At 61.8% G+C, this 19,290-nt stretch carries 21 protein-coding genes; 3 read left to right on the forward strand and 18 right to left on the reverse strand.

Annotation, left to right across the window (positions count from 1 at the left end; translation table 11 throughout):
* The first annotated feature begins 200 nt into the window (after positions 1 to 200).
* Positions 201 to 1,349 carry an acyl-CoA dehydrogenase family protein gene (locus BM70_RS0100965; RefSeq protein ID WP_025854262.1) on the forward strand — a complete coding sequence of 383 codons (1,149 nt, stop codon included), beginning with the start codon at positions 201 to 203 and terminating at the stop codon, positions 1,347 to 1,349.
* Between the two features lie 135 nt (positions 1,350 to 1,484).
* Here BM70_RS0100965 and BM70_RS0100970 read toward each other — a convergent pair whose 3' ends face one another.
* Complete coding sequence (locus BM70_RS0100970) at positions 1,485 to 2,033, reverse strand: adenine phosphoribosyltransferase (protein WP_025854263.1); 549 nt, start codon at positions 2,031 to 2,033, stop codon at positions 1,485 to 1,487.
* 92 nt (positions 2,034 to 2,125) lie between these two features.
* On the reverse strand, positions 2,126 to 2,860 hold the full coding sequence (gene fnr, locus BM70_RS0100975; RefSeq protein WP_015885309.1) for a fumarate/nitrate reduction transcriptional regulator Fnr: 735 nt from the start codon (positions 2,858 to 2,860) through the stop codon (positions 2,126 to 2,128).
* A gap of 153 nt (positions 2,861 to 3,013) precedes the next feature.
* On the opposite strand from fnr, the gene BM70_RS0100980 reads away from it, so the two are divergent.
* A complete protein-coding gene (locus tag BM70_RS0100980) occupies positions 3,014 to 3,481 on the forward strand; it encodes a hypothetical protein (protein ID WP_025854264.1) in 468 nt (155 codons plus the stop codon).
* Between the two features lie 9 nt (positions 3,482 to 3,490).
* On the opposite strand, the gene hemN is transcribed toward BM70_RS0100980, so the two are convergent.
* The 16 genes from hemN to ccoN (BM70_RS0101060) all read right to left on the reverse strand — a co-directional run bounded on the left by hemN (position 3,491) and on the right by ccoN (BM70_RS0101060) (position 18,514).
* The gene (gene hemN, locus BM70_RS0100985; protein ID WP_025854265.1) at positions 3,491 to 4,873 is read right to left on the reverse strand and encodes an oxygen-independent coproporphyrinogen III oxidase; all 1,383 of its coding nucleotides are present in this window, start codon (positions 4,871 to 4,873) and stop codon (positions 3,491 to 3,493) included.
* Between the two features lie 261 nt (positions 4,874 to 5,134).
* On the reverse strand, positions 5,135 to 5,818 hold the full coding sequence (locus tag BM70_RS0100990) for a sulfite exporter TauE/SafE family protein (protein ID WP_025854266.1): 684 nt from the start codon (positions 5,816 to 5,818) through the stop codon (positions 5,135 to 5,137).
* On the reverse strand, positions 5,811 to 6,023 hold the full coding sequence (ccoS, locus tag BM70_RS0100995) for a cbb3-type cytochrome oxidase assembly protein CcoS (RefSeq protein WP_025854267.1): 213 nt from the start codon (positions 6,021 to 6,023) through the stop codon (positions 5,811 to 5,813). Before ccoS ends, BM70_RS0100990 begins: the two co-directional genes overlap by 8 nt.
* Positions 6,024 to 6,045: 22 nt before the next feature.
* Positions 6,046 to 8,496, reverse strand: a complete 2,451-nt coding sequence (locus tag BM70_RS0101000; protein ID WP_025854268.1) for a heavy metal translocating P-type ATPase — start codon at positions 8,494 to 8,496, stop codon at positions 6,046 to 6,048.
* A gap of 112 nt (positions 8,497 to 8,608) precedes the next feature.
* Positions 8,609 to 9,148, reverse strand: a complete 540-nt coding sequence (locus tag BM70_RS0101005; protein WP_025854269.1) for a FixH family protein — start codon at positions 9,146 to 9,148, stop codon at positions 8,609 to 8,611.
* Between the two features lie 16 nt (positions 9,149 to 9,164).
* Positions 9,165 to 10,592 carry a cytochrome c oxidase accessory protein CcoG gene (gene ccoG / locus BM70_RS0101010; RefSeq protein WP_025854270.1) on the reverse strand — a complete coding sequence of 476 codons (1,428 nt, stop codon included), beginning with the start codon at positions 10,590 to 10,592 and terminating at the stop codon, positions 9,165 to 9,167.
* A gap of 207 nt (positions 10,593 to 10,799) precedes the next feature.
* Complete coding sequence (locus BM70_RS0101015) at positions 10,800 to 11,210, reverse strand: type II toxin-antitoxin system VapC family toxin (protein ID WP_025854271.1); 411 nt, start codon at positions 11,208 to 11,210, stop codon at positions 10,800 to 10,802.
* Positions 11,210 to 11,464, reverse strand: coding sequence for a type II toxin-antitoxin system Phd/YefM family antitoxin (locus BM70_RS0101020; RefSeq protein WP_025854272.1), 255 nt, complete (start codon positions 11,462 to 11,464; stop codon positions 11,210 to 11,212). Before BM70_RS0101020 ends, BM70_RS0101015 begins: the two co-directional genes overlap by 1 nt.
* Positions 11,465 to 11,635: 171 nt before the next feature.
* The gene (gene ccoP, locus BM70_RS0101025; protein ID WP_025854273.1) at positions 11,636 to 12,613 is read right to left on the reverse strand and encodes a cytochrome-c oxidase, cbb3-type subunit III; all 978 of its coding nucleotides are present in this window, start codon (positions 12,611 to 12,613) and stop codon (positions 11,636 to 11,638) included.
* The gene (locus BM70_RS0101030; protein WP_016775513.1) at positions 12,610 to 12,795 is read right to left on the reverse strand and encodes a CcoQ/FixQ family Cbb3-type cytochrome c oxidase assembly chaperone; all 186 of its coding nucleotides are present in this window, start codon (positions 12,793 to 12,795) and stop codon (positions 12,610 to 12,612) included. Before BM70_RS0101030 ends, ccoP (BM70_RS0101025) begins: the two co-directional genes overlap by 4 nt.
* 5 nt (positions 12,796 to 12,800) lie before the next feature.
* Positions 12,801 to 13,409, reverse strand: a complete 609-nt coding sequence (ccoO, locus tag BM70_RS0101035) for a cytochrome-c oxidase, cbb3-type subunit II (protein ID WP_025854274.1) — start codon at positions 13,407 to 13,409, stop codon at positions 12,801 to 12,803.
* Entirely contained in the window at positions 13,409 to 14,851 is a 1,443-nt protein-coding gene (gene ccoN / locus BM70_RS0101040; protein ID WP_025854275.1) for a cytochrome-c oxidase, cbb3-type subunit I, read from the reverse strand. The genes ccoO (BM70_RS0101035) and ccoN (BM70_RS0101040) overlap by 1 nt, the downstream gene beginning before the upstream one ends.
* A 471-nt stretch (positions 14,852 to 15,322) precedes the next feature.
* On the reverse strand, positions 15,323 to 16,270 hold the full coding sequence (gene ccoP / locus BM70_RS0101045) for a cytochrome-c oxidase, cbb3-type subunit III (protein ID WP_025854276.1): 948 nt from the start codon (positions 16,268 to 16,270) through the stop codon (positions 15,323 to 15,325).
* Entirely contained in the window at positions 16,267 to 16,467 is a 201-nt protein-coding gene (locus tag BM70_RS0101050; RefSeq protein ID WP_025854277.1) for a cbb3-type cytochrome c oxidase subunit 3, read from the reverse strand. The genes ccoP (BM70_RS0101045) and BM70_RS0101050 overlap by 4 nt, the downstream gene beginning before the upstream one ends.
* 3 nt (positions 16,468 to 16,470) lie before the next feature.
* Positions 16,471 to 17,079, reverse strand: a complete 609-nt coding sequence (gene ccoO / locus BM70_RS0101055) for a cytochrome-c oxidase, cbb3-type subunit II (RefSeq protein WP_017735321.1) — start codon at positions 17,077 to 17,079, stop codon at positions 16,471 to 16,473.
* Between the two features lie 10 nt (positions 17,080 to 17,089).
* Positions 17,090 to 18,514 carry a cytochrome-c oxidase, cbb3-type subunit I gene (gene ccoN / locus BM70_RS0101060; protein WP_025854278.1) on the reverse strand — a complete coding sequence of 475 codons (1,425 nt, stop codon included), beginning with the start codon at positions 18,512 to 18,514 and terminating at the stop codon, positions 17,090 to 17,092.
* Positions 18,515 to 18,593: 79 nt separating this feature from the next.
* Between ccoN (BM70_RS0101060) and BM70_RS0101065 the strand changes: the two genes are divergently transcribed.
* Entirely contained in the window at positions 18,594 to 19,286 is a 693-nt protein-coding gene (locus tag BM70_RS0101065) for an alpha/beta family hydrolase (RefSeq protein ID WP_025854279.1), read from the forward strand.
* Positions 19,287 to 19,290 lie beyond the last annotated feature (4 nt).

Genomic DNA, 19,290 nt, shown 5'->3' on the forward strand with positions numbered 1-19,290 from the left:
TCTTGATGACCATAACTTGTCCCCCGACGGGTTCACCGCAGATCGAGTGGGGCTGCTTCGCAGCCCAGCGCGGGGCAAGCCCGCTCACTACAGCAAGCCTTCTCCCACATTGGGTTTGCAGTGTTGGTGAGATGGGTATTTGGCTTGAAAGCCAAGCAAGCGCTTGGTAAGTTCGCTCCATCTCGCCATGGAGCTTGCCGATGCCTGCCTATCAGGACTACTTCGACCCCAGCCACCAATTGGTCCGCGACAGCGTGCGTCGCTTCGTCGAGCGCGAGATGCTGCCGGGCATCGAGCAGTGGGAGGAGGCGGAGAGTTTTCCCCGAGAGCTGTACCTCAAGGCTGGCGCGGCGGGGATCCTGGGTATTGGCTATCCCGAAGCCCTGGGCGGTAGCCATGAGGGCGATCTGTTCGCCAAGGTTGCGGCCAGTGAAGAGCTGATGCGTTGTGGCTCCGGGGGCGTGGTCGCCGGGCTTGGCTCGCTGGATATCGGCTTGCCACCGATCGTCAAATGGGCGCGGCCCGAGGTGCGCGAGCGCGTGGCGCCGCGGGTGCTGTCGGGCGAGAACATCATCGCCCTGGCGGTCACCGAACCGGGCGGCGGTTCCGATGTGGCCAGCCTGCAGACCCGCGCCATTCGTGACGGCGACCATTACCGCGTCAGCGGCAGCAAGACCTTCATCACCAGCGGTATCCGCGCCGATTTCTACACCGTCGCCGTACGCACCGGCGGGCCGGGTTTTGGCGGCATCAGCCTGCTGCTGATCGAAAAAGACACCCCCGGGTTCAGCGTCGGCCAGCCCTTGAAGAAAATGGGCTGGTGGGCGTCGGACACGGCTGAATTATTCTTTGACGATTGCCGGGTGCCCATCGGTAACCTGATCGGCGCCGAGAACATGGGTTTTGCCTGCATCATGGGCAACTTCCAGAGCGAACGCCTGGCCCTCGCCCTGATGGCCAATATGACCGCGCAGTTGGCCCTGGAGGAAAGTCTCAAATGGGCCGCCGATCGCGAAGCCTTCGGAAAACCCATCGGAAAGTTCCAGGTGATCAAGCATCGCTTGGCGGAGATGGCCACCGCCGTGGAAGTCTCCCGGGAATTCACCTACCGGCAGGCGGCAAAGATGGCCGCCGGTATCAGCGTGATCAAGGAAATTTCCATGGCCAAGAACCTCGCCACCGACACCGCCGACCGCGTCACCTACGATGCCGTGCAGATCCTTGGTGGGCAGGGTTATATGCGCGGCAGCCTGGTGGAGCGGCTGTATCGGGATAACCGCATCCTGTCGATTGGCGGGGGGACGCGGGAGGTGATGAACGAGATCATCAGCAAGCAGATGGGGTTGTGATCTGCGCTGCTCTTGAGGGCCTCATCGCGGGCGAGCCCGGCTCCCACAGGTGATCGCCTTTACAGATATTAATGTGTGAGCCCAGTCAAATGTGGGAGCCGGGCTTGCCCGCGATGAGGCCCGCCCAGGCAACCGTTACTGTTCAGTCAACGCAAACTGCGTCAAACAAAACGTCGGAATCCCCATGTCTTCCAGGCGTTGCGACCCACCCAGTTCCGGCAGGTCGATGATCGCCGCCGCTTCGAAGATCTTCGCCCCCATGCGCCTTACCAGGTTCGCCGCCGCGATCAGGGTGCCGCCCGTGGCGATCAAATCATCGAACATCAATACCGAGTCGCCCTCGCACAGGCTGTCGGCGTGCACTTCCAGGAACGCTTCGCCGTACTCGGTCTGGTAACCCTCGGCCAGCACGTCTGCGGGCAGCTTGCCCTGCTTGCGGAACAGGATCAGCGGCTTGTTCAGTTGGTAGGCGATGATCGAGCCGATCAGGAAACCCCGCGCATCCATCGCGCCGATATGGGTGAAATCGGCTTCGACATAACGCTGGGCAAAGCTGTCTGCCACCAGGCGCAGGGCGCGGGGCGACTGGAACAGGGGCGTGATGTCACGGAAGATCACCCCAGGCTTGGGGAAGTCGATGACGGGGCGGATCAGGGATTTGATGTCGAACGAATCGAAGGTCATCGTCGAAGAGTCCTGGGGCTGTAAACGGACTCGAAGTATACCTGCGGCCTCGCCGATTGGCGCGGCCGCAGGTGTCTGGATCAACCCTTCTCTTAACCTTCGAGCGAACCACCCGCCAGCGCGCACAGCTGGATCGGGTCGAGGATATGCACTTCCTTGCCTTCGGCGGCAAGCAGCGCATTCTGCTGGAAGCGGGTAAACACGCGGGACACGGTTTCCACCGCCAGGCCCAGGTAGTTGCCGATTTCATTGCGCGACATGCTCAGCCGGAACTGGTTGGCCGAGAAGCCACGGGCACGGAACCGCGCCGACAGGTTGACCAGGAAGGTGGCGATGCGCTCGTCGGCAGTCTTCTTCGACAACAGCAACATCATTTGCTGGTCGTCACGAATCTCGCGGCTCATCACGCGCATCAACTGGCGGCGCAGTTGCGGCAATTGCAGGGCCAGTTCGTCCAGGCGCTCGAAGGGAATTTCGCACACCGACGTGGTCTCCAGAGCCTGGGCCGACACCGGGTGAATCTCGGTGTCCATGCCCGACAAGCCGACCAGTTCGCTGGGCAGGTGGAAACCGGTGATCTGCTCTTCGCCGCCGTCGCTCAGGCTGAACGTCTTCAACGCGCCCGAACGTACTGCATAAACGGAATCGAACTTGTCACCCTGGCGAAACAGAAACTCGCCTTTTTTCAGCGGGCGACCGCGTTTAACGATCTCGTCCAGCGCATCCATGTCTTCCAAATTCAACGAAAGTGGCAAGCAGAGGGGGGCCAGGCTGCAATCCTTGCAATGAGCCTGGCTGTGAGCGCGCAGTTTAACTGGCTCGGACATTTCTTAAATCCTTGTGGGAAAACACACATAAGACGTAAGGGTAACGCACTGGGGGGCGCTGAGGCCAGCGTGTACAAAAAACCGCCAGCGGTATAAAGCTTTTTGTATCGAGGTCGATACAGGCATGTATCTCAATAATCCAGGGCTCGTATCATGCTTTCCATCGGTGGTGTTAACCCCTCAAGTGTTCATATTCCTACCGTGCCGGAGCCGAAAAAGGACGCGGTGGGAGACGACACCAGCAACCTATTGGCTCCACAGGCTGACGCCAAGCCGGTCGAGGGCGTGGCGGTGACGATTTCCAGTGCCGGCTTCCAGGCTGTCAAGAACGACTCCAATAAAGACATCGACGACAGCAACCTGAAAGACAACATCAAGCAGTTGTTGAAAATGATCCGTGAGCTTAAAAAGCAGCTCCAGGACAAGATGGCCGAACTCTCGGCGGCCATGGCTGACACCTCAATGACGCCTGAGGCGCGCCAGGCCAGACTCACCAGCTTGCAGAGCGAGGTCACGTCCTTGCAGGGCGCACTGGCAACCGCCCAGACTCAACTGACCAAAGCCATGAAGGACGAACCGCCAGAGGCCCAGATTGAAGTCATGAGCCTGATGGCCAAGTAATGCGTGCGACTAGATGACCCTGGAGAATCGCTGCCTGTTCTGGCGCTCCAGGTAGGCATCGAACACCATGCACACCGAGCGCACCAGCAAGCGCCCGGCTGGCAATACACGAATGCCCTGGGCGTCGAGTTCGATCAGGCCATCCTCGGCCATGGCCTCGAGTTGTGGCCAGATGTCGTCGAAGTACCCGCGAAAATCAATATTGAAGGCCTGCTCGATCGCCTCGAATGCCAGGCTGAAATTGCAGATCAACTGCTGAATCACCTCCCGCCGCAATCGGTCGTCCGTGGTGCAGACCAGGCCACGGCTGGTGGCCAGTTGCGCGCCGGCCAGGGTGTTCTGGTAGCCGTTGAGGTCGCTGCTGTTCTGGCAGTACAGGTCGCCGATCTGGCTGATGGCCGACACCCCGAGCCCGATCAAGTCGCAATGGCCATGGGTGGTGTAGCCCTGGAAGTTGCGTTGCAGGGTGCCTTCTTCCTGGGCGATGGCCAACTCGTCGTCCGGCAGGGCGAAGTGGTCCATGCCGATGTAGCGGTAGCCGGCCTGGGTCAGTTGCTCGATGGTGGTTTGCAGCATCAGGAGCTTTGACGCCGAGGAGGGCAGGTCGTCGGTGCTGATGCGCCGCTGGGGCATGAAGCGTTCCGGCAGGTGGGCGTAGTTGAACACCGACAGACGGTCGGGTTGCAGCCTGATGACTTCTTCCACGGTGCGCGCAAAATTGATTGGCGTTTGCTTGGGCAGGCCGTAGATCAGGTCGATATTGATCGAGCGAAATTGCAGGGTGCGTGCCGCATCGATCACCGCGCGGGTTTCTTCCAGGCTTTGCAGGCGATTGACCGCCCGTTGCACCTCGGGGTCGAGGTCCTGCAGGCCGATGCTCACGCGGTTGAAACCCAGCTCACGCAGCAGGCCCATGGTGGCCCAGTCGGCCTCGCGAGGGTCGATTTCGATGCCGTAGTCGCCCGAGTCGTCATCCAGCAGATTGAAGTGCTGGCGCAGGCAACTCATGACCTGGCGCAGTTCGTCGTGGCTGAGAAAGGTCGGGGTGCCGCCGCCGAAGTGCAGTTGTTCCACTGGTTGTTTCGGGTCGAGGTGGCACGCCACCATCTGGATTTCCTGCTCCAGGCGCTGCAGGTAGGCCTGGGCGCGGCCACGGTCCTTGGTGATGACCTTGTTGCAGGCGCAGTAGTAGCAGATGTTCGCGCAGAACGGCACATGCACATACAGCGACAAGGGGCGCACGGCCTTGCGGCTGTCGCGCAGGGCGTGGAGCAGGTCGAAGGTGCCGACCTGGCTGTCGAATTGTACGGCCGTGGGGTAGGACGTGTAGCGCGGTCCCGCGAGGTCGTAGCGGTGAATCAGATTGGCGTCCCAACGAATGGCGTCGAGCATGCGGGCGTTCCCCCGGATAGGCTAGTGGGCCGAGTCTAGGGGCGCGTCGCAGGTGGCATCTTGATTTGCATCAACGGGGAGCGGCGCTATGCCACATGGCGCCGAGCGCCCTGCCTCGTAAGTACTGATCCTTTCTGGCGGCGTCTGTTGCCGTCATGCTGCGTTGCCGCTCCTCCCCATAGCCAGCTATGAGTCGTCGCGGCGCCTTGCCTGACAACAACAGCCACTCGTCAGAAAGGATCGTACTCACGAGGCAGGGCGCTAGTGGCCCATTAGCCAGTGCTGGTGCGGACCGGGCAACGTCCATATTCCAAACAGGATCACCAGCAAGCCGCCGGCCATCCGCACACTGCGTTTGCGCAACAGCGCCGTCACCCGCTCAGCCGCCAGGCCTGTAGCCAACAGCACCGGCCAAGTGCCCAGCCCGAACGCTAGCATCAGCAACCCGCTGTCCAGCGCATTGCCCTGGCTTGCCGCCCATAGCAGCGTGCTGTAGACCAACCCGCACGGCAACCAGCCCCACAGCGCGCCCAACAGCAACGCGCGCGGTAGGCTGGACACGGGGAGCAAACGGTTGGCGACGGGCTGTATGTAGCGCCACAGGCCGCGTCCGAGGCTCTCGATACGGGTGAGGCCGCTCCACCAGCCGGCCAGGTACAAGCCCATGCTGATCAACAACAACCCGGCCAGTACCCGCATGAACATGGCGGCCGGGCTGTTCGCCACCGCCCAGCCGGCCAGGCCGATCAACACGCCGGCAGCGGCATAGCTGAGGATGCGCCCCAGGTTGTAGGCCAGCAGCAGTTGAAACCGGCGGCCGCGCTGTTCCTTGGGGATCGCCAGGGTCAGCGCGCCCATCAGCCCGCCGCACATGCCCAGGCAATGGCCGCCGCCCAGCAGGCCGAGGATCAGCGCGGAGATCAACAGCGGCACCAGCTCAAGCATGGGGCGGGTCTTTAGGCGGTTGGTCGGGGTGGTTGGCCTCTTCGACGCCGGCCAAATGGTTCGGGTCCTGGTCGTCGAACAGTACGCTGTGCGCCGGGCCGTCGAGGTCGTCGTACTGGCCGCTGTCCACGGCCCAGAAGAAGATGTAGATGGCCACGCCCACCAAGAGCAGCGCCGCCGGAATCATCACGTATAAAGCTGGCATCTGCACTCCATGCCCGCGCGGCTCACACCGGCAGCGGGCGGGTTATTGTGGGGGCTCGCGCGGCCGGCGCGCTCGGCAGGCGAGTCAGGCGCAGGGCATTGAGCACCACGGTCAAGGAACTGAGGGACATGCCGATCGCGGCCCAGATGGGGGTGATCCAGCCCAGGGCGGCAAACGGCAGCATAAGGCCATTGTACAGCCCGGCCCACAGCAGGTTTTCAATGATCACCCGGCGGGTGCGCCGCGCCAGGGTAAAGGCTTGTACCAGGGCGTCCAGGCGGTTGGACAGCAGCACCGCATCGGCGCTGGTCTTGGCCAGGTCGGTGGCCGTGCCCATGGCCACGCTGATGTCGGCGGCGGCAAGCACCGGCACATCGTTGACCCCGTCGCCGAGCATCAGCACCTTGCGGCCTTCCTTGTGCAGTCGTTGCAGCACTTGCAGCTTGTCATCGGGAAGCAGGCCGCCGTGGGCTTCATCGATCCCCAGCTCAGCGGCGACACTGGCGACCATCGGCGAGCTGTCCCCGGACAGCAACAGCGTACGCCAGCCCCGCGCCTTGCACGCGGCCAGCAAGGCAGGGGCGTCGCTGCGCAGGCGGTCGTCGAGCACGAACCAGGCCAGGGCGCCCTCGCGGTCGCCGAGCAGCAGCCATTGGCCCGACATTTGCGGCGCGGCAGGAATCGGGCAGCCACTGAGTTCACAGACAAAACCGGGTTGGCCAATGCGCAATACGCGCTCGCCGACACGCCCTTCAAGGCCAAGCCCTGGCGAACTGATGACTTCATCGGCGGCCAATGGCGCACGCCCGAAGGCGCGGGCAATCGGGTGTTCGGAGCGGCTTTCCAGGGCTGCGGCGAGACTCAGGCACAGGTCAGTGCTCAAGCGGCCCAAGGGGCGGATGGCTCTCAACGCCAGGCGTCCTTCGGTGAGGGTGCCGGTCTTGTCGAAGATCACCGTATCGATCTGGTTCAGCCCTTCCAGCACATGACCACGGGTCAACAGCAGCCCGAGTGTGTGCAAGGTGCCGGTGGCGGCCGTGAGGGCGGTGGGGGTGGCGAGGGACAACGCACACGGGCAGGTCGCCACCAGCATCGCCAGCACAATCCAGAACGCCCGCGACGCGTCCAGCTCCCACCACAGCAAGCCGATCAGAGCCGCGGCGATCAGCGAGCACAACAGGAACCACTGCGCGGCGCGGTCGGCGATTTGCGCCAGGCGCGGTTTCTCGGCCTGGGCCCGTTCGAGCAGGCGCACGATGGCGGACAACCGTGTGTCATGGCCCAAGGCGCGCACTTCGACGGTCAAGGCGCCCTCGACATTCAGCGTGCCCGCCGTGACGGCGTCGCCGGTCTGGCGCGGTTGCGGCAGGTATTCGCCGGTGAGCAGCGATTCATCGATGCTCGATTGGCCCTCGAGGATCACACCGTCCGCTGGCAGCACGGCGCCCGGATGCACCAGAACGCGATCGCCCAGCGCCAGTTCCGGGAGCAGGATACGTTCACTCTGGCCATCGGCCTTGAGGCGCAGGCATGAGGCGGGCAGCAGGTTCACCAACTGCGCGGTGGCGGCAGCCGTGCGCTCGCGAGCGCGGCGCTCAAGGTAGCGACCGGCCAGCAGGAACAGCGCAAACATGCCGACCGCATCGAAGTACAGCTCGCCCACGCCGGTGATCGCGGTCCAGATGCCCGCCAGGTACGCGCCGCCGATGGCCAGTGAAACCGAGACATCCATGGTCAGATGGCGGGTGCGCAAGTCGCGCATGGCACCCTTGAAAAACGGTGCGCAGCTGTAGAACACAATGGGTGTGGTGAGAAACATCGCCACCCAGCGCAGAATCACATGCAGCTCCGGGCTCAGGTCGATATTGAATTCCGGCCAGGTGGCCATGGTTGCCATCATCGCCTGGAACCACAGCAGCCCGGCCACGCCCAATTGGCGCAAGGCCAGGCGATTTTCACCGGCCAGTTGCTCGGCAGCGCGGTCGGCCTGATAAGGATGGGCGGCGTAACCGATATGGCGCAGCTCGCTGAGCAACTGGCTCAGCGGCAGTTGCCCATCTGCCCAGCGTACCTGCAGGCGATGGTTGGACAGGTTCAGCCGCGCCTCGGCCACGGCGGGCAGGCTGCGCAGGTGTTTTTCGATCAGCCAGCCGCAGGCGGCACAACTGATGCCTTCCATCAACAGGGTAGCCTCGGCCAGTTCGCCTTCGTGACGCACAAAGGGCTTTTGCACGTCGGCGCGGTCATACAGCGCCAACTCGTCCACCAGTTGCACCGGCAGCGTCTCGGGGTTGGCCGAAGCTTCGCTGCGATGCAGGTAATAGCTTTCCAGCCCGCCGGCCACAATCGCTTCGGCCACGGCCTGGCAGCCCGGGCAGCAGAGTTCGCGGTGTTCACCGAGGATCACTGCGGTGAAGCGGCTGCCCGGCGGAACAGGCAGGGCGCAGTGGTAGCAGGGGATTGGGCTGGTCATGGGTATGAATCTTAGTCGGCTGGGAAGGCCTCATCGCCGGCAAGCCGGCTCATACAGGCCTAACGCGGTCCCTTGTAGGAGCCGGCTTGCCGGCGATGCGCGAAGCGCAGGCTTATCTTTTCAGGTCTTCGGCACCCTGCAACGGTTCATCACCCAGCAGCAAGTCCTTGTCGTGGCTGACCTGTTCTTCCTCGAACATACGCCAGGTGCGATCGCCTTCCACGCCGAGCAATTCGACGAAGCGCCGGCCTTCGACCTTGTCGGTGACCTGGCCGATGTAGCGGCCGGGCTCGCTGTCGCTGCGGGCCAGGTTGATCTTGCGATCCTTCTGCGGCTGGGTCGGGGAAATCAGGTTCAATTCCAGGGTGGTCGGGTTGCTGTTGCCGGTGAGGTTCACTTCGACTTCACCTGTCAGCTCATCGAGGTGCACCTTGGCGCGCAGTTGCAGGGTCTGGGCCAGCAGTTCGCGGTCCAGGGAGCGGTTGATGCCTTTGCCTGCCTCGTAGTAGTTGTCATTGACCAGGTTGTCCGGGTTGTTCACCGCGATGGTGACCATGGACAGGGTCAACGTCACCGAGCAGGCCAGGATCCCAATGATGATCCAGGGCCAGAGGTGCTTGTACCAGGGGCTTGCGGCAGTCGCTGCGGACATTGTTCGGCTCTCTTGATTAACGAACTTGCGGGCCGATGAATCGGCTCTTGGCTTCAATGTGGACGCTGGCGTCATCGGCATCGGTGAGGATGAATTTCACCTCGTTGGTGCTCGACGGCAATTGTTCCGGCGCACTCGACAGCTCCACCGGCATGCTGACGATATCACCGGCCGCCACTTTGATTTCGCGGCGGCCTTGCAGCTTGAGGTCGGGCAGGCCGGCAGCGTCGAGCACGTAGGTGTGATCACGCTGGTCCTTGTTCATGATTTTCAGGCTGTAGACGTTTTCGATCCGGCCTTCGGCGTTCTCGCGGTACAGCACACGGTCCTTGCTCACGTCGAAACCGACCAGCGAGCGCATGAAGAACGCACCGGCCAGCAGGCTGATCATCGCCAGCAGCACCAGGGCGTAGCCAATCAGGCGCGGACGCAGCGTGTGGGTTTTCTGCCCCGACAGGTTGTGCTCGGTGGTGTAGTTGATCAGGCCGCGCGGGTACTCCATCTTGTCCATGATGTTGTCACAGGCGTCGATACAGGCGGCGCAGCCGATGCACTCGATCTGCAGGCCATCGCGGATGTCGATACCGGTGGGGCACACCTGCACGCACATCGTGCAGTCGATGCAATCGCCCAGGCCCTGGGCCTTGTAGTCGATGCCTTTTTTGCGCGGGCCACGCACCTCGCCACGGCGTGGGTCGTAGGAGACGATCAGAGTGTCCTTGTCGAACATCACGCTCTGGAAGCGCGCGTACGGGCACATGTAGATGCACACTTGTTCGCGCAGCCAGCCGGCGTTGCCATAGGTGGCAAGGGTGAAGAAGCCGACCCAGAAATACGACCAGCCATCGGCCTGGCCGGTGAAGAAATCGAACACCAGTTCGCGGATCGGCGAGAAGTAGCCGACAAAGGTCATGCCGGTGACGAAGCCGATCAGCAGCCACAGCGTGTGCTTGCTGAATTTACGCAGGAATTTGTTGGCGCCCATCGGCGCTTTATCGAGCTTGATGCGTTGGTTGCGGTCGCCTTCGGTGACCTTTTCGCACCACATGAAGATCCACGTCCACACGCTTTGCGGGCAGGTGTACCCGCACCACACGCGGCCGGCGTACACGGTGATGAAGAACAGGCCAAACGCCGCAACGATAAGAATGCCCGAGAGCAGGATGAAGTCCTGGGGCCAGAACGTCGCGCCAAAAATAAAGAACTTACGCTCCGGCAGGTTCCACCACACGGCCTGGTGGCCACCCCAGTTCAGCCATACCGTGCCGAAGTAGAGCAGGAACAGACCGGCACCACCGAGCATGCGCAGATTGCGGAACAGGCCGGTGAAGGCGCGGGTGTAGATTTTCTCTCGTGACGCGTAGAGATCGACAGTTTTACTGTCAGGACCGTTTGAGTGTTTGGCAGGCGGGGTAACGTCATGTACCGGTATCTGGTTGCTCATCATTGCATCCCACGGCGGTGGAGATTTGCCTCGGCCAGTACGTGCCAACCGGGGTCAAATTAAGGGTGTTGCAGTGGCCTAATGATACGCCCCCGGTGGCGCACAAAGGGTGCGACCTTTGGTCGCGTTGGGGGAAATCAATTGATGGTGTACGTGATCTGGATCAATTGACTTGGGAAGTATGGACGGTTTTGGTGAGTAAGCAGGTCATTCGTCCCATGGATTGATCAGTGGAACGCCGCTGGATTTGAAATCGCTGATGCTGCGCGTGACCACGGTCAGCCCATGAACCAGAGCGGTAGCGGCAATCAGTGCATCACTTTCGTTGGCCCGGTCAGGCACATGCAGATGTGCACAACGCAGTGCGACGGCAGCGTCAACCGGCAGGATTCGGGTATCGAAAGCGGGCATCACATGGCGTTTGAGCCAGGTACGCAACACCTTCCCCTGCGCCGGGTCCCGCCGCTCAATGCGCAAGACTCCGGTCTCCAGTTCCTTAAGCGTTATGGCAGAGATGAACATGCGTGGAGCGATGACACTTTTTGCCCATGCGACCACCTTTGCGTCGGCGTGGGGTTTGCGAAGTTCAGAAATAACGTTGGTGTCGAGTAGGTACATCAAGAGAGGTCCACAGGTCGATGAGTGATCACGGCGCGTTCGGTTTCGAAGTCGATATCGGCCGCTTCTGGCATCACTAGCAGATCAACGATGTTGGCATTGAGCCCTGTCAGTTTCTGGTAGTCCTCAATGCTTAGCAGTACATGGGCGGGCTTGCCGCGATCGGTGATAAAAACAGGCCCCTGGCGGGCGGCTTTTTTGGCACCACTTGTGTCTTGGTTGAATTCGCGGCTGGAAATAGTCGTGATGGTCATGGGGTACTCCCCCTTCGTCAGGCTGGATGTAGTTACGTTACTACTTGGCTGTCGCAAACCGCAAGTATGAGGCTACAAGTGGTAGTGGGTTCCTACTTACATAACCCCGAGAGCCAGAAAGAACAAAGCCCCGCCAGCTTTCGCTGCGCGGGGCTTTGATGCCTTGGGGGCTTACTGCTCTTCAGCCTTCTTATCCCCATGGGACAAGCTGTAAACATACGCCGCGAGCAAGTGCACCTTGTCATTGCCTTGCAGTTGTTCCTGCGCAGGCATCTGGCCCTGACGACCCCAACGGATGGTCTGCTGCAGTTGGGCGAAGCTTGAACCGTAGATGAAGGCGCCCGGATGAGTCAGGTCGGGTGCGCCCATGGCGGGGGTGCCTTTGCCGGCCGGGCCGTGGCAGGCCACGCAGTTGGCGGCGAAGAGTTTCTCGCCGTTGGCCACATCGGCTTTCACGCCTTCGGGCAGCTTGCGGCCGTCGAGGTTGGTGACCACGAACGCAGCCACATCGCTGACGCCTTGCTCCTTGAGGATATCCAGCCAGGCCGGCATCACCGCATGGCGACCCTTCATGATGGTTTCCTTGATGGTGGCTGGCTCGCCCCCCCAGCGCCAATCGGCATCGGTCAGGTTGGGGAAGCCGTACGCGCCCTTGGCGTCGGAACCGTGGCACACCGAGCAGTTGGAGGCGAACAGACGGCCCCCCATCTTCAGGGCTTGCGGGTCCTTGGCTACGTCTTCAATTGGCATCGACGCGAATTTGGCGAAGATCGGCCCGAACTTGGCGTCCGACTTGGCCATTTCCTTTTCCCATTCGTGTACGCCGGTCCAACCGGTCTGGCCGTTGGCGAAGGGCGTTTGCTTGTCGTTGTCGAGGTAGGCGTAGCCAGGCAGCAGGCCTTTCCAGTTGCCCAGGCCAGGGTACAGCGCCAGGTAGCCGAGGGCGAAGATGATGGTGCCGACGAACAGCATGAACCACCACTTGGGCAGCGGGTTGTCGTACTCCTCGATGCCGTCGAAGGAGTGGCCGACGGTCTCGTCGGTTTGCTCGGCGCGCTGGCCCTTGCGGGTCGACAGCAGCAGCCAGGTCAGGGCGAAGATGGTACCCAGACTGAGGACTGTGACGTACAGACTCCAGAACGTAGTCATTCTTTGTTACTCCTAGACGCTTGCTCGACGTGCTTGATGGCTTCGGGATCATCCGCAAAGGGCAGCATGGTCGCGTCGTCAAACTCCGACTTGCGCTTGGGGCTGAACACCCACAGCGCCAGGCCGATAAAGGCCACCATCACCACAACGGTGCCCAGGCCTCGAATCATCCCGATATCCATGCAGGTCACCGTTTGCTTTTGATGAGGGTGCCCAGGCCTTGCAGGTAGGCCACCAGTGCGTCCATTTCGGTCTTGCCCTTCACGGCTGCGGCTGCACCGGCGATGTCTTCGTCGGTGTAGGGCACACCCAGGGTGCGCAAGACTTCCATCTTCTTCGCGGTGTCCTTGCCGTCGAGCTTGTTTTCCACGAGGAACGGGTACGCCGGCATTTTCGATTCAGGCACCACGTTGCGCGGGTTGTACAAGTGCGCACGCTGCCAGTCATCGGAGTAACGCCCGCCGACACGCGCCAGGTCCGGGCCGGTACGCTTGGAACCCCACAGGAACGGGTGGTCCCACACGCTTTCACCGGCGACCGAGTAGTGGCCGTAGCGTTCGGTTTCGGCGCGGAACGGGCGAATCATCTGCGAGTGGCAGCCGACACAACCGTTGGCGATGTAGACGTCGCGGCCTTCCAGTTCAAGGGCGGTGCGCGGCTTCATGCCTTCGACCGGCTTGTTGGTGACGTCCTGGAAAAACAGCGGGACGATCTGGGTCAGGCCGCCGATACTCACGGCGATGACCATGAAGAAGGCCAGCAGGCCGATATTCTTCTCGACTACTTCATGCTTCATCAGTGAGCTCCCACAACGGCGATCTTGGCGGCGGCTTCGGCTTCTGCAGGGTCGGAGGCACGCACGGTGCGCCAGACGTTGTAGGCCATGAACAGCATGCCGGCGGCAAAGAACGCACCGCCCAGTGCGCGGACGATGTAGCCCGGGTGGCTGGCTTGCAGCGCTTCGACGAAGGAGTAGGTGAGGGTGCCGTCATCGTTGATCGCACGCCACATCAGGCCCTGGGTGATGCCGTTGACCCACATCGAGGCGATGTAGAGCACGGTACCGATGGTGGCCAGCCAGAAGTGGGTGTTGATCAGCCCGACGCTGTGCATCTGCACGCGGCCGAACAGTCTGGGGATCATGTGGTAGATCGCGCCGATGGAGATCATCGCCACCCAGCCGAGCGCGCCGGCGTGAACGTGGCCGATGGTCCAGTCGGTGTAGTGGGACAGCGAGTTGACGGTCTTGATCGCCATCATCGGCCCTTCGAAGGTCGACATGCCGTAGAACGCCAGGGACACCACGAGGAAGCGCAGGATCGGGTCGGTGCGCAATTTATGCCAGGCGCCCGACAGGGTCATCATGCCGTTGATCATGCCACCCCAGCTCGGGGCCAGCAGGATGATCGACATGGCCATGCCCAGGGACTGCGCCCAGTCCGGCAACGCGGTGTAGTGCAAGTGGTGCGGGCCGGCCCAGATGTACAGGGTGATCAGCGCCCAGAAGTGCACGATGGACAGGCGATACGAATAAATAGGACGTTCGGCCTGTTTCGGCACGAAGTAGTACATCATCCCCAGGAAACCGGTGGTCAGGAAGAAACCCACGGCGTTGTGGCCGTACCACCACTGGATCATCGCGTCCGTGGCCCCGGCGTAGGCCGAGTAAGACTTGAACAGGCTGACCGGCAACGAGGCGTGGTTGACGATGTGCAGCATCGCCGTCACCAGGATAAAGGCGCCGTAGAACCAGTTGCCCACGTAGATGTGCTTGGTCTTGCGCTTGACGATGGTGCCGAAGAACACCACGGCATAGGTCACCCACACGATGGCGAGCAAAATGGCGATCGGCCATTCCAGCTCGGCGTATTCCTTGGTGGTGGTGTACCCCAGTGGCAGGGTGACGATGGCGCTCACGATGACCGCTTGCCAGCCCCAGAAGGTGAAGGCCGCGAGGCTGTCGGAGATCAGTCGCGTCTGGCAGGTTCGCTGCACGACATAGTAGGAGGTGGCAAACAATGCACAGCCACCGAAGGCGAAGATCACCAGGTTGGTGTGCAGCGGGCGCAGGCGGCCAAAGGTCGTCCATGGCAAACCGAAATTCAATTCCGGCCAAACCAGTTGCGAGGCGATGAACACCCCGAGCCCCATGCCAAGGATCCCCCAGACCACCGTCATGATGGCGAACTGGCGGACTACCTTATAGTTATAAGCAGTCGGACTGATTGCTGTGCTCATTCTAAGGTTCCACGGTTTAGGTTTTTTTATAGGTAAAATCGGCCGCAAGTATGTAGAAAGCGAGGGGCCATTGCAACGCAATGGCTGACCTGTATCAATGCGTTCCACGCCAGATTCTGCGCCCTTTCCATGTTTCGCGTAGGGACAAAATCAGAAATAGAAAGCTGATCGAGTGGACAGGAAAATTTTGGGGTCGCAACGAATGTCGTTGCGTACGCCAGGATTGGTCCGCTGTGGGAACAAGCGTAGACCCGAAAGTGAGGAGGGGAAAGTTGTGCTTTGGAAGAGTGCGACACTTAGTCGCGTAAGTGAAAACGACATAGGATCACTGTAGGAGCGAGCTTGCTCGCGAAGAACTCAAGAGCGCCGCGTTGATTCTGGATAAACGCTTCGCCCTCAGGTTCTTCGCGAGCAAGCTCGCTCCTACAGAAAAAGCGACTGCCGCTCCTGATCGGTAGCGGCAGTAAAGGGTTACTGAGCGGGGCTTTCTGGCGTTGCGCCATCAGCGTTGTGGGACAGGCTGTACACATAGGCGGCCAGCAAGTGCACCTTGTCGTTGCCTTGCAGCACTTCCTGTGCGGGCATCTGGCCCTGGCGGCCGTGGCGGATGGTCTGCTGCAACTGCGCGAGGCTGGTGCCGTAGATATAGCCGGCCGGCTTGGTCAGGTCGGGCGCGCCCATGGCTTCCATGCCGTGGCCTTGCGGACCGTGGCAGGCGACACAGGTGGTGTTGAACGCAGTTTGCCCAGCCGCCAGGTCGGCAGTGCTGTCAGCCGGCAACGGCAGCTTGGCCAGGTCGTGACGCACATAGGCAGCGACGTTTTTCACGCCTTCGTCGCCGAGCATGTCACCCCAGGCCGGCATCGCCGCATGTCGACCGTTGAGGATGGTGGTCTTGATCGCCTCGGCCGAACCGCCCCAGCGCCAGATATTGTCCGCCAGGTTCGGGAAACCAAACGCGCCCTTGGCGTCCGAGCCATGGCACACCGCGCAGTTGGAGGCAAACAGGCGACCGCCCATTTTCAGCGCTTGCGGGTCTTTGGCGACTTCTTCCACGGGCATGGCCGAGAATTTGGCGAAGATCGGCCCGAACCTGGCGTCGGCCTTGGCCATTTCCTTGTCCCATTCCTTGGCCTGCGTCCAGCCGTCTTCATAGCCCGGCAACACGCCTTTCCAGTTGCCCAGGCCCGGGTAGAGGATCAGGTAGCCGACCGCAAACACCAGGGTGCCGGCGAACAGCATGAACCACCACTGGGGCAGCGGGTTGTCGTATTCCTCGATACCGTCGAAGGCGTGGCCCATGGTCTGGTCGACGCTGCCCTTGGTCTCGCCCTTGCGGGTGCCGATCAACAGCCAGGTCAAGCCGATCAGGCTGCCGAGGGTCAGTACGCAGATCCATGTACTCCAGAACAGGGTCATGGCCGAGTGCTCCTTATTGCAGGCTCTTCTTGAGCGTCGGATGGAGAAGGTTCATCGGCGAAGGGCAGCAGGCGCGCCTGCTCGAATTCCGCATTGCGCCGGTTGTTGAACACCCACAGCGACAGGCCGATAAAGGCGATGGCGACCACCAGCGTGCCAAGGCCGCGGAGGGTGCCCGCATCGAATTCAAATCCCATGGCTCACCTCTTGCTCTTGATGGCAGTGCCGAGCACTTGCAGGTACGACACCAGCGCGTCCATCTCGGTCTTGCCCTTGAGGCTGGCCACGGCGCCACTGATGTCGTCGTCGGTGTAGGGCACGCCGAGGGTGCGCATCACTTTCAATTTGGTCTCGGTGTGGCTGCTGTCGACCGCGGCGGTGACCAGCCACGGGTAGGCCGGCATTTTCGACTCGGGCACCACGTTGCGCGGGTTGTACAAGTGCGCGCGGTGCCAGTCGTCCGAGTAGCGGGCGCCGACGCGCGCCAAGTCCGGGCCGGTGCGCTTGGAACCCCACAGGAACGGGTGGTCCCACACGCTCTCGCCGGCGACCGAGTAGTGGCCGTAGCGCTCGGTCTCGGCGCGGAACGGGCGGATCATCTGCGAGTGGCACTGTACGCAGCCTTCGCGGATGTAGATGTCACGACCTTCCAGTTGCAGCGCGGTGTAGGGCTTCATGCCTTCCACCGGCTTGTTGGTCACGTCCTGGAAGAACAGCGGGACGATCTGGGTCAGGCCGCCGATACTCACGGCGAGCACCATCAGCAGCATCAACAGGCCGACGTTCTTTTCAATCGTTTCGTGTTTCATCTCGGACTCCTCAGGCCAGCTGCGCAGTGGTGGCGGCTTCGACTGGCTGCGCCGAACGCACGGTGCGCCACGTGTTGTAAGCCATCAGGAACATGCCGCTGAGGAACACCGCACCGCCTACCAGCCGCACGATGAAGCCTGGGTGGCTGGCCACCAGGGTTTCGACGAAGGAGTAGGTCAAGGTGCCGTCTTCGTTGACCGCACGCCACATCAGGCCCTGAGCGATGCCGTTGACCCACATCGAGGCGATGTAGAGCACGGTGCCGATGGTGGCCAGCCAGAAGTGCGCGTTGATCAGGCCGAGGCTGTACATCTGCTCGCGGCCGAAGACTTTCGGGATCATGTGGTACAGCGCGCCGATGGAGATCATCGCCACCCAACCGAGGGCGCCGGCGTGAACGTGGCCGATGGTCCAGTCGGTGTAGTGGGAGAGGGCGTTGACGGTCTTGATCGCCATCATCGGGCCTTCGAACGTCGACATGCCGTAGAAGGCCAGGGAGACGACCAGGAAGCGCAGGATCGGGTCGCTGCGCAGCTTATGCCAGGCGCCCGACAGGGTCATCATGCCGTTGATCATGCCGCCCCAGCTTGGTGCCAGCAGCACCAGCGACATCACCATGCCCAGGGACTGTGCCCAGTCCGGCAGCGCGGTGTAGTGCAAGTGGTGGGGACCTGCCCAGATGTACAGGGTGATCAGGGCCCAGAAGTGCACGATGGACAAGCGATAGGAATACACCGGGCGCTCGGCCTGCTTGGGCACGAAGTAGTACATCATCCCGAGGAAGCCGGCGGTGAGGAAAAAGCCTACCGCGTTATGCCCATACCACCACTGCACCATGGCATCCGTCGCACCGCCGTAGAGGGAGTAGGACTTGGTCAGGCTGACCGGGATTTCCAGGTTGTTGACGATATGCAGGATGGCCACGGTGATGATGAACGCACCGAAGAACCAGTTGCCGACGTAGATGTGCTTGGTGTTGCGCTTCATCACCGTGCCGAAGAACACGATGGCGTAGGCCACCCAGACGATGGTGATCAGGATGTCGATCGGCCATTCCAGCTCGGCGTATTCCTTGGAGCTGGTGTAGCCCAGCGGCAAGGTGATCGCGGCCAACAGGATGACCAACTGCCAGCCCCAGAAGCAGAACGCGGCGATTTTCGGCGCGAACAGCTGTGTCTGGCAGGTGCGTTGCACCGAGTAGAAGGAGCTGGCGAACAGCGCGCAGCCACCGAAGGCGAAGATCACCGCGTTGGTGTGCAACGGGCGCAGGCGGCCGAAGCTGGTCCAGGGCAGGTCGAAGTTGAGCGCAGGCCATACCAATTGGGCAGCGAGAAAAACCCCGAGCCCCATGCCGACGATGCCCCACACCACCGTCATAATGGCGAATTGGCGGACCACCTTGTAGTTATAGGCGGTACTTAATGTAGTGTTCATGGTTCCCCATCCACGGTTCAACCCAAGCTGATGCGGCACTTGGGCTGGAGTTATAGGCAGACTAAAAAGCGAGGCAAGCATGGGCAAAGAGCACAAGGCCAGTATTGACGGGGATCAATGGGCGCAGTGTGTGCGGGAACGGGGCTGGTTGTGGGAGGCCGCGTCGGCTGCTGCGACGGGCGCGCCGGTGACGCTGATCCTGGCCCACGGTGCCGGCGCACCGATGGACTCATCCTTCATGAACGACATGGCTGCACGCCTTGCGGGGCATGGCGTGAACGTGTTGCGCTTCGAGTTTCCATACATGGTCCAGCGCCGGCTGGACGGCGGTAAACGCCCGCCGAACCCGGCACCCAAACTGCTGGAAGCCTGGCGCGAGGTGTATGCCGAGGTGCGACGTCATGTCGCTGGGAAACTAGCGATTGGCGGCAAGTCCATGGGCGGGCGCATGGCCAGTTTGCTGGCGGATGAGTTGGGTGCCGATGGGCTGGTGTGCCTGGGGTATCCGTTCTATGCGGTGGGCAAACCGGAAAAGCCACGGGTCGAGCATCTGGCCGGGTTGACGACGCCGACCTTGATTGTGCAGGGCGAGCGCGATGCCCTGGGCAATCGGGCGACGGTGGAGGGGTATGTGTTATCGCCGAGCATCGAGGTGATGTGGCTGGTGGCGGGGGATCATGACTTGAAGCCGTTGAAGGCATCGGGGTTCAGTCATGAGCAGCATCTGGAGGCGGCAGCGGGGCAGGTGGCCAGGTTTCTCGGCGCCTGTTAGGGAC

Source organism: Pseudomonas sp. CHM02 (assembly GCF_000612585.1).
GTDB lineage: Bacteria > Pseudomonadota > Gammaproteobacteria > Pseudomonadales > Pseudomonadaceae > Aquipseudomonas.

Excerpts from the sequence above, each read along its gene's own strand:
- BM70_RS0100965 (WP_025854262.1), top strand. The coding sequence starts at position 201 with ATGCCTGCCTATCAGGACTACTTCGACCCCAGCCACCAATTGGTCCGC.
- BM70_RS0100970 (WP_025854263.1), bottom strand. The coding sequence starts at position 2,033 with ATGACCTTCGATTCGTTCGACATCAAATCCCTGATCCGCCCCGTCATC.
- fnr (WP_015885309.1), bottom strand. The coding sequence starts at position 2,860 with ATGTCCGAGCCAGTTAAACTGCGCGCTCACAGCCAGGCTCATTGCAAG.
- BM70_RS0100980 (WP_025854264.1), top strand. The coding sequence starts at position 3,014 with ATGCTTTCCATCGGTGGTGTTAACCCCTCAAGTGTTCATATTCCTACC.
- hemN (WP_025854265.1), bottom strand. The coding sequence starts at position 4,873 with ATGCTCGACGCCATTCGTTGGGACGCCAATCTGATTCACCGCTACGAC.
- BM70_RS0100990 (WP_025854266.1), bottom strand. The coding sequence starts at position 5,818 with ATGCTTGAGCTGGTGCCGCTGTTGATCTCCGCGCTGATCCTCGGCCTG.
- ccoS (WP_025854267.1), bottom strand. The coding sequence starts at position 6,023 with ATGCCAGCTTTATACGTGATGATTCCGGCGGCGCTGCTCTTGGTGGGC.
- BM70_RS0101000 (WP_025854268.1), bottom strand. The coding sequence starts at position 8,496 with ATGACCAGCCCAATCCCCTGCTACCACTGCGCCCTGCCTGTTCCGCCG.
- BM70_RS0101005 (WP_025854269.1), bottom strand. The coding sequence starts at position 9,148 with ATGTCCGCAGCGACTGCCGCAAGCCCCTGGTACAAGCACCTCTGGCCC.
- ccoG (WP_025854270.1), bottom strand. The coding sequence starts at position 10,592 with ATGAGCAACCAGATACCGGTACATGACGTTACCCCGCCTGCCAAACAC.
- BM70_RS0101015 (WP_025854271.1), bottom strand. The coding sequence starts at position 11,210 with ATGTACCTACTCGACACCAACGTTATTTCTGAACTTCGCAAACCCCAC.
- BM70_RS0101020 (WP_025854272.1), bottom strand. The coding sequence starts at position 11,464 with ATGACCATCACGACTATTTCCAGCCGCGAATTCAACCAAGACACAAGT.
- ccoP (WP_025854273.1), bottom strand. The coding sequence starts at position 12,613 with ATGACTACGTTCTGGAGTCTGTACGTCACAGTCCTCAGTCTGGGTACC.
- BM70_RS0101030 (WP_016775513.1), bottom strand. The coding sequence starts at position 12,795 with ATGGATATCGGGATGATTCGAGGCCTGGGCACCGTTGTGGTGATGGTG.
- ccoO (WP_025854274.1), bottom strand. The coding sequence starts at position 13,409 with ATGAAGCATGAAGTAGTCGAGAAGAATATCGGCCTGCTGGCCTTCTTC.
- ccoN (WP_025854275.1), bottom strand. The coding sequence starts at position 14,851 with ATGAGCACAGCAATCAGTCCGACTGCTTATAACTATAAGGTAGTCCGC.
- ccoP (WP_025854276.1), bottom strand. The coding sequence starts at position 16,270 with ATGACCCTGTTCTGGAGTACATGGATCTGCGTACTGACCCTCGGCAGC.
- BM70_RS0101050 (WP_025854277.1), bottom strand. The coding sequence starts at position 16,467 with ATGGGATTTGAATTCGATGCGGGCACCCTCCGCGGCCTTGGCACGCTG.
- ccoO (WP_017735321.1), bottom strand. The coding sequence starts at position 17,079 with ATGAAACACGAAACGATTGAAAAGAACGTCGGCCTGTTGATGCTGCTG.
- ccoN (WP_025854278.1), bottom strand. The coding sequence starts at position 18,514 with ATGAACACTACATTAAGTACCGCCTATAACTACAAGGTGGTCCGCCAA.
- BM70_RS0101065 (WP_025854279.1), top strand. The coding sequence starts at position 18,594 with ATGGGCAAAGAGCACAAGGCCAGTATTGACGGGGATCAATGGGCGCAG.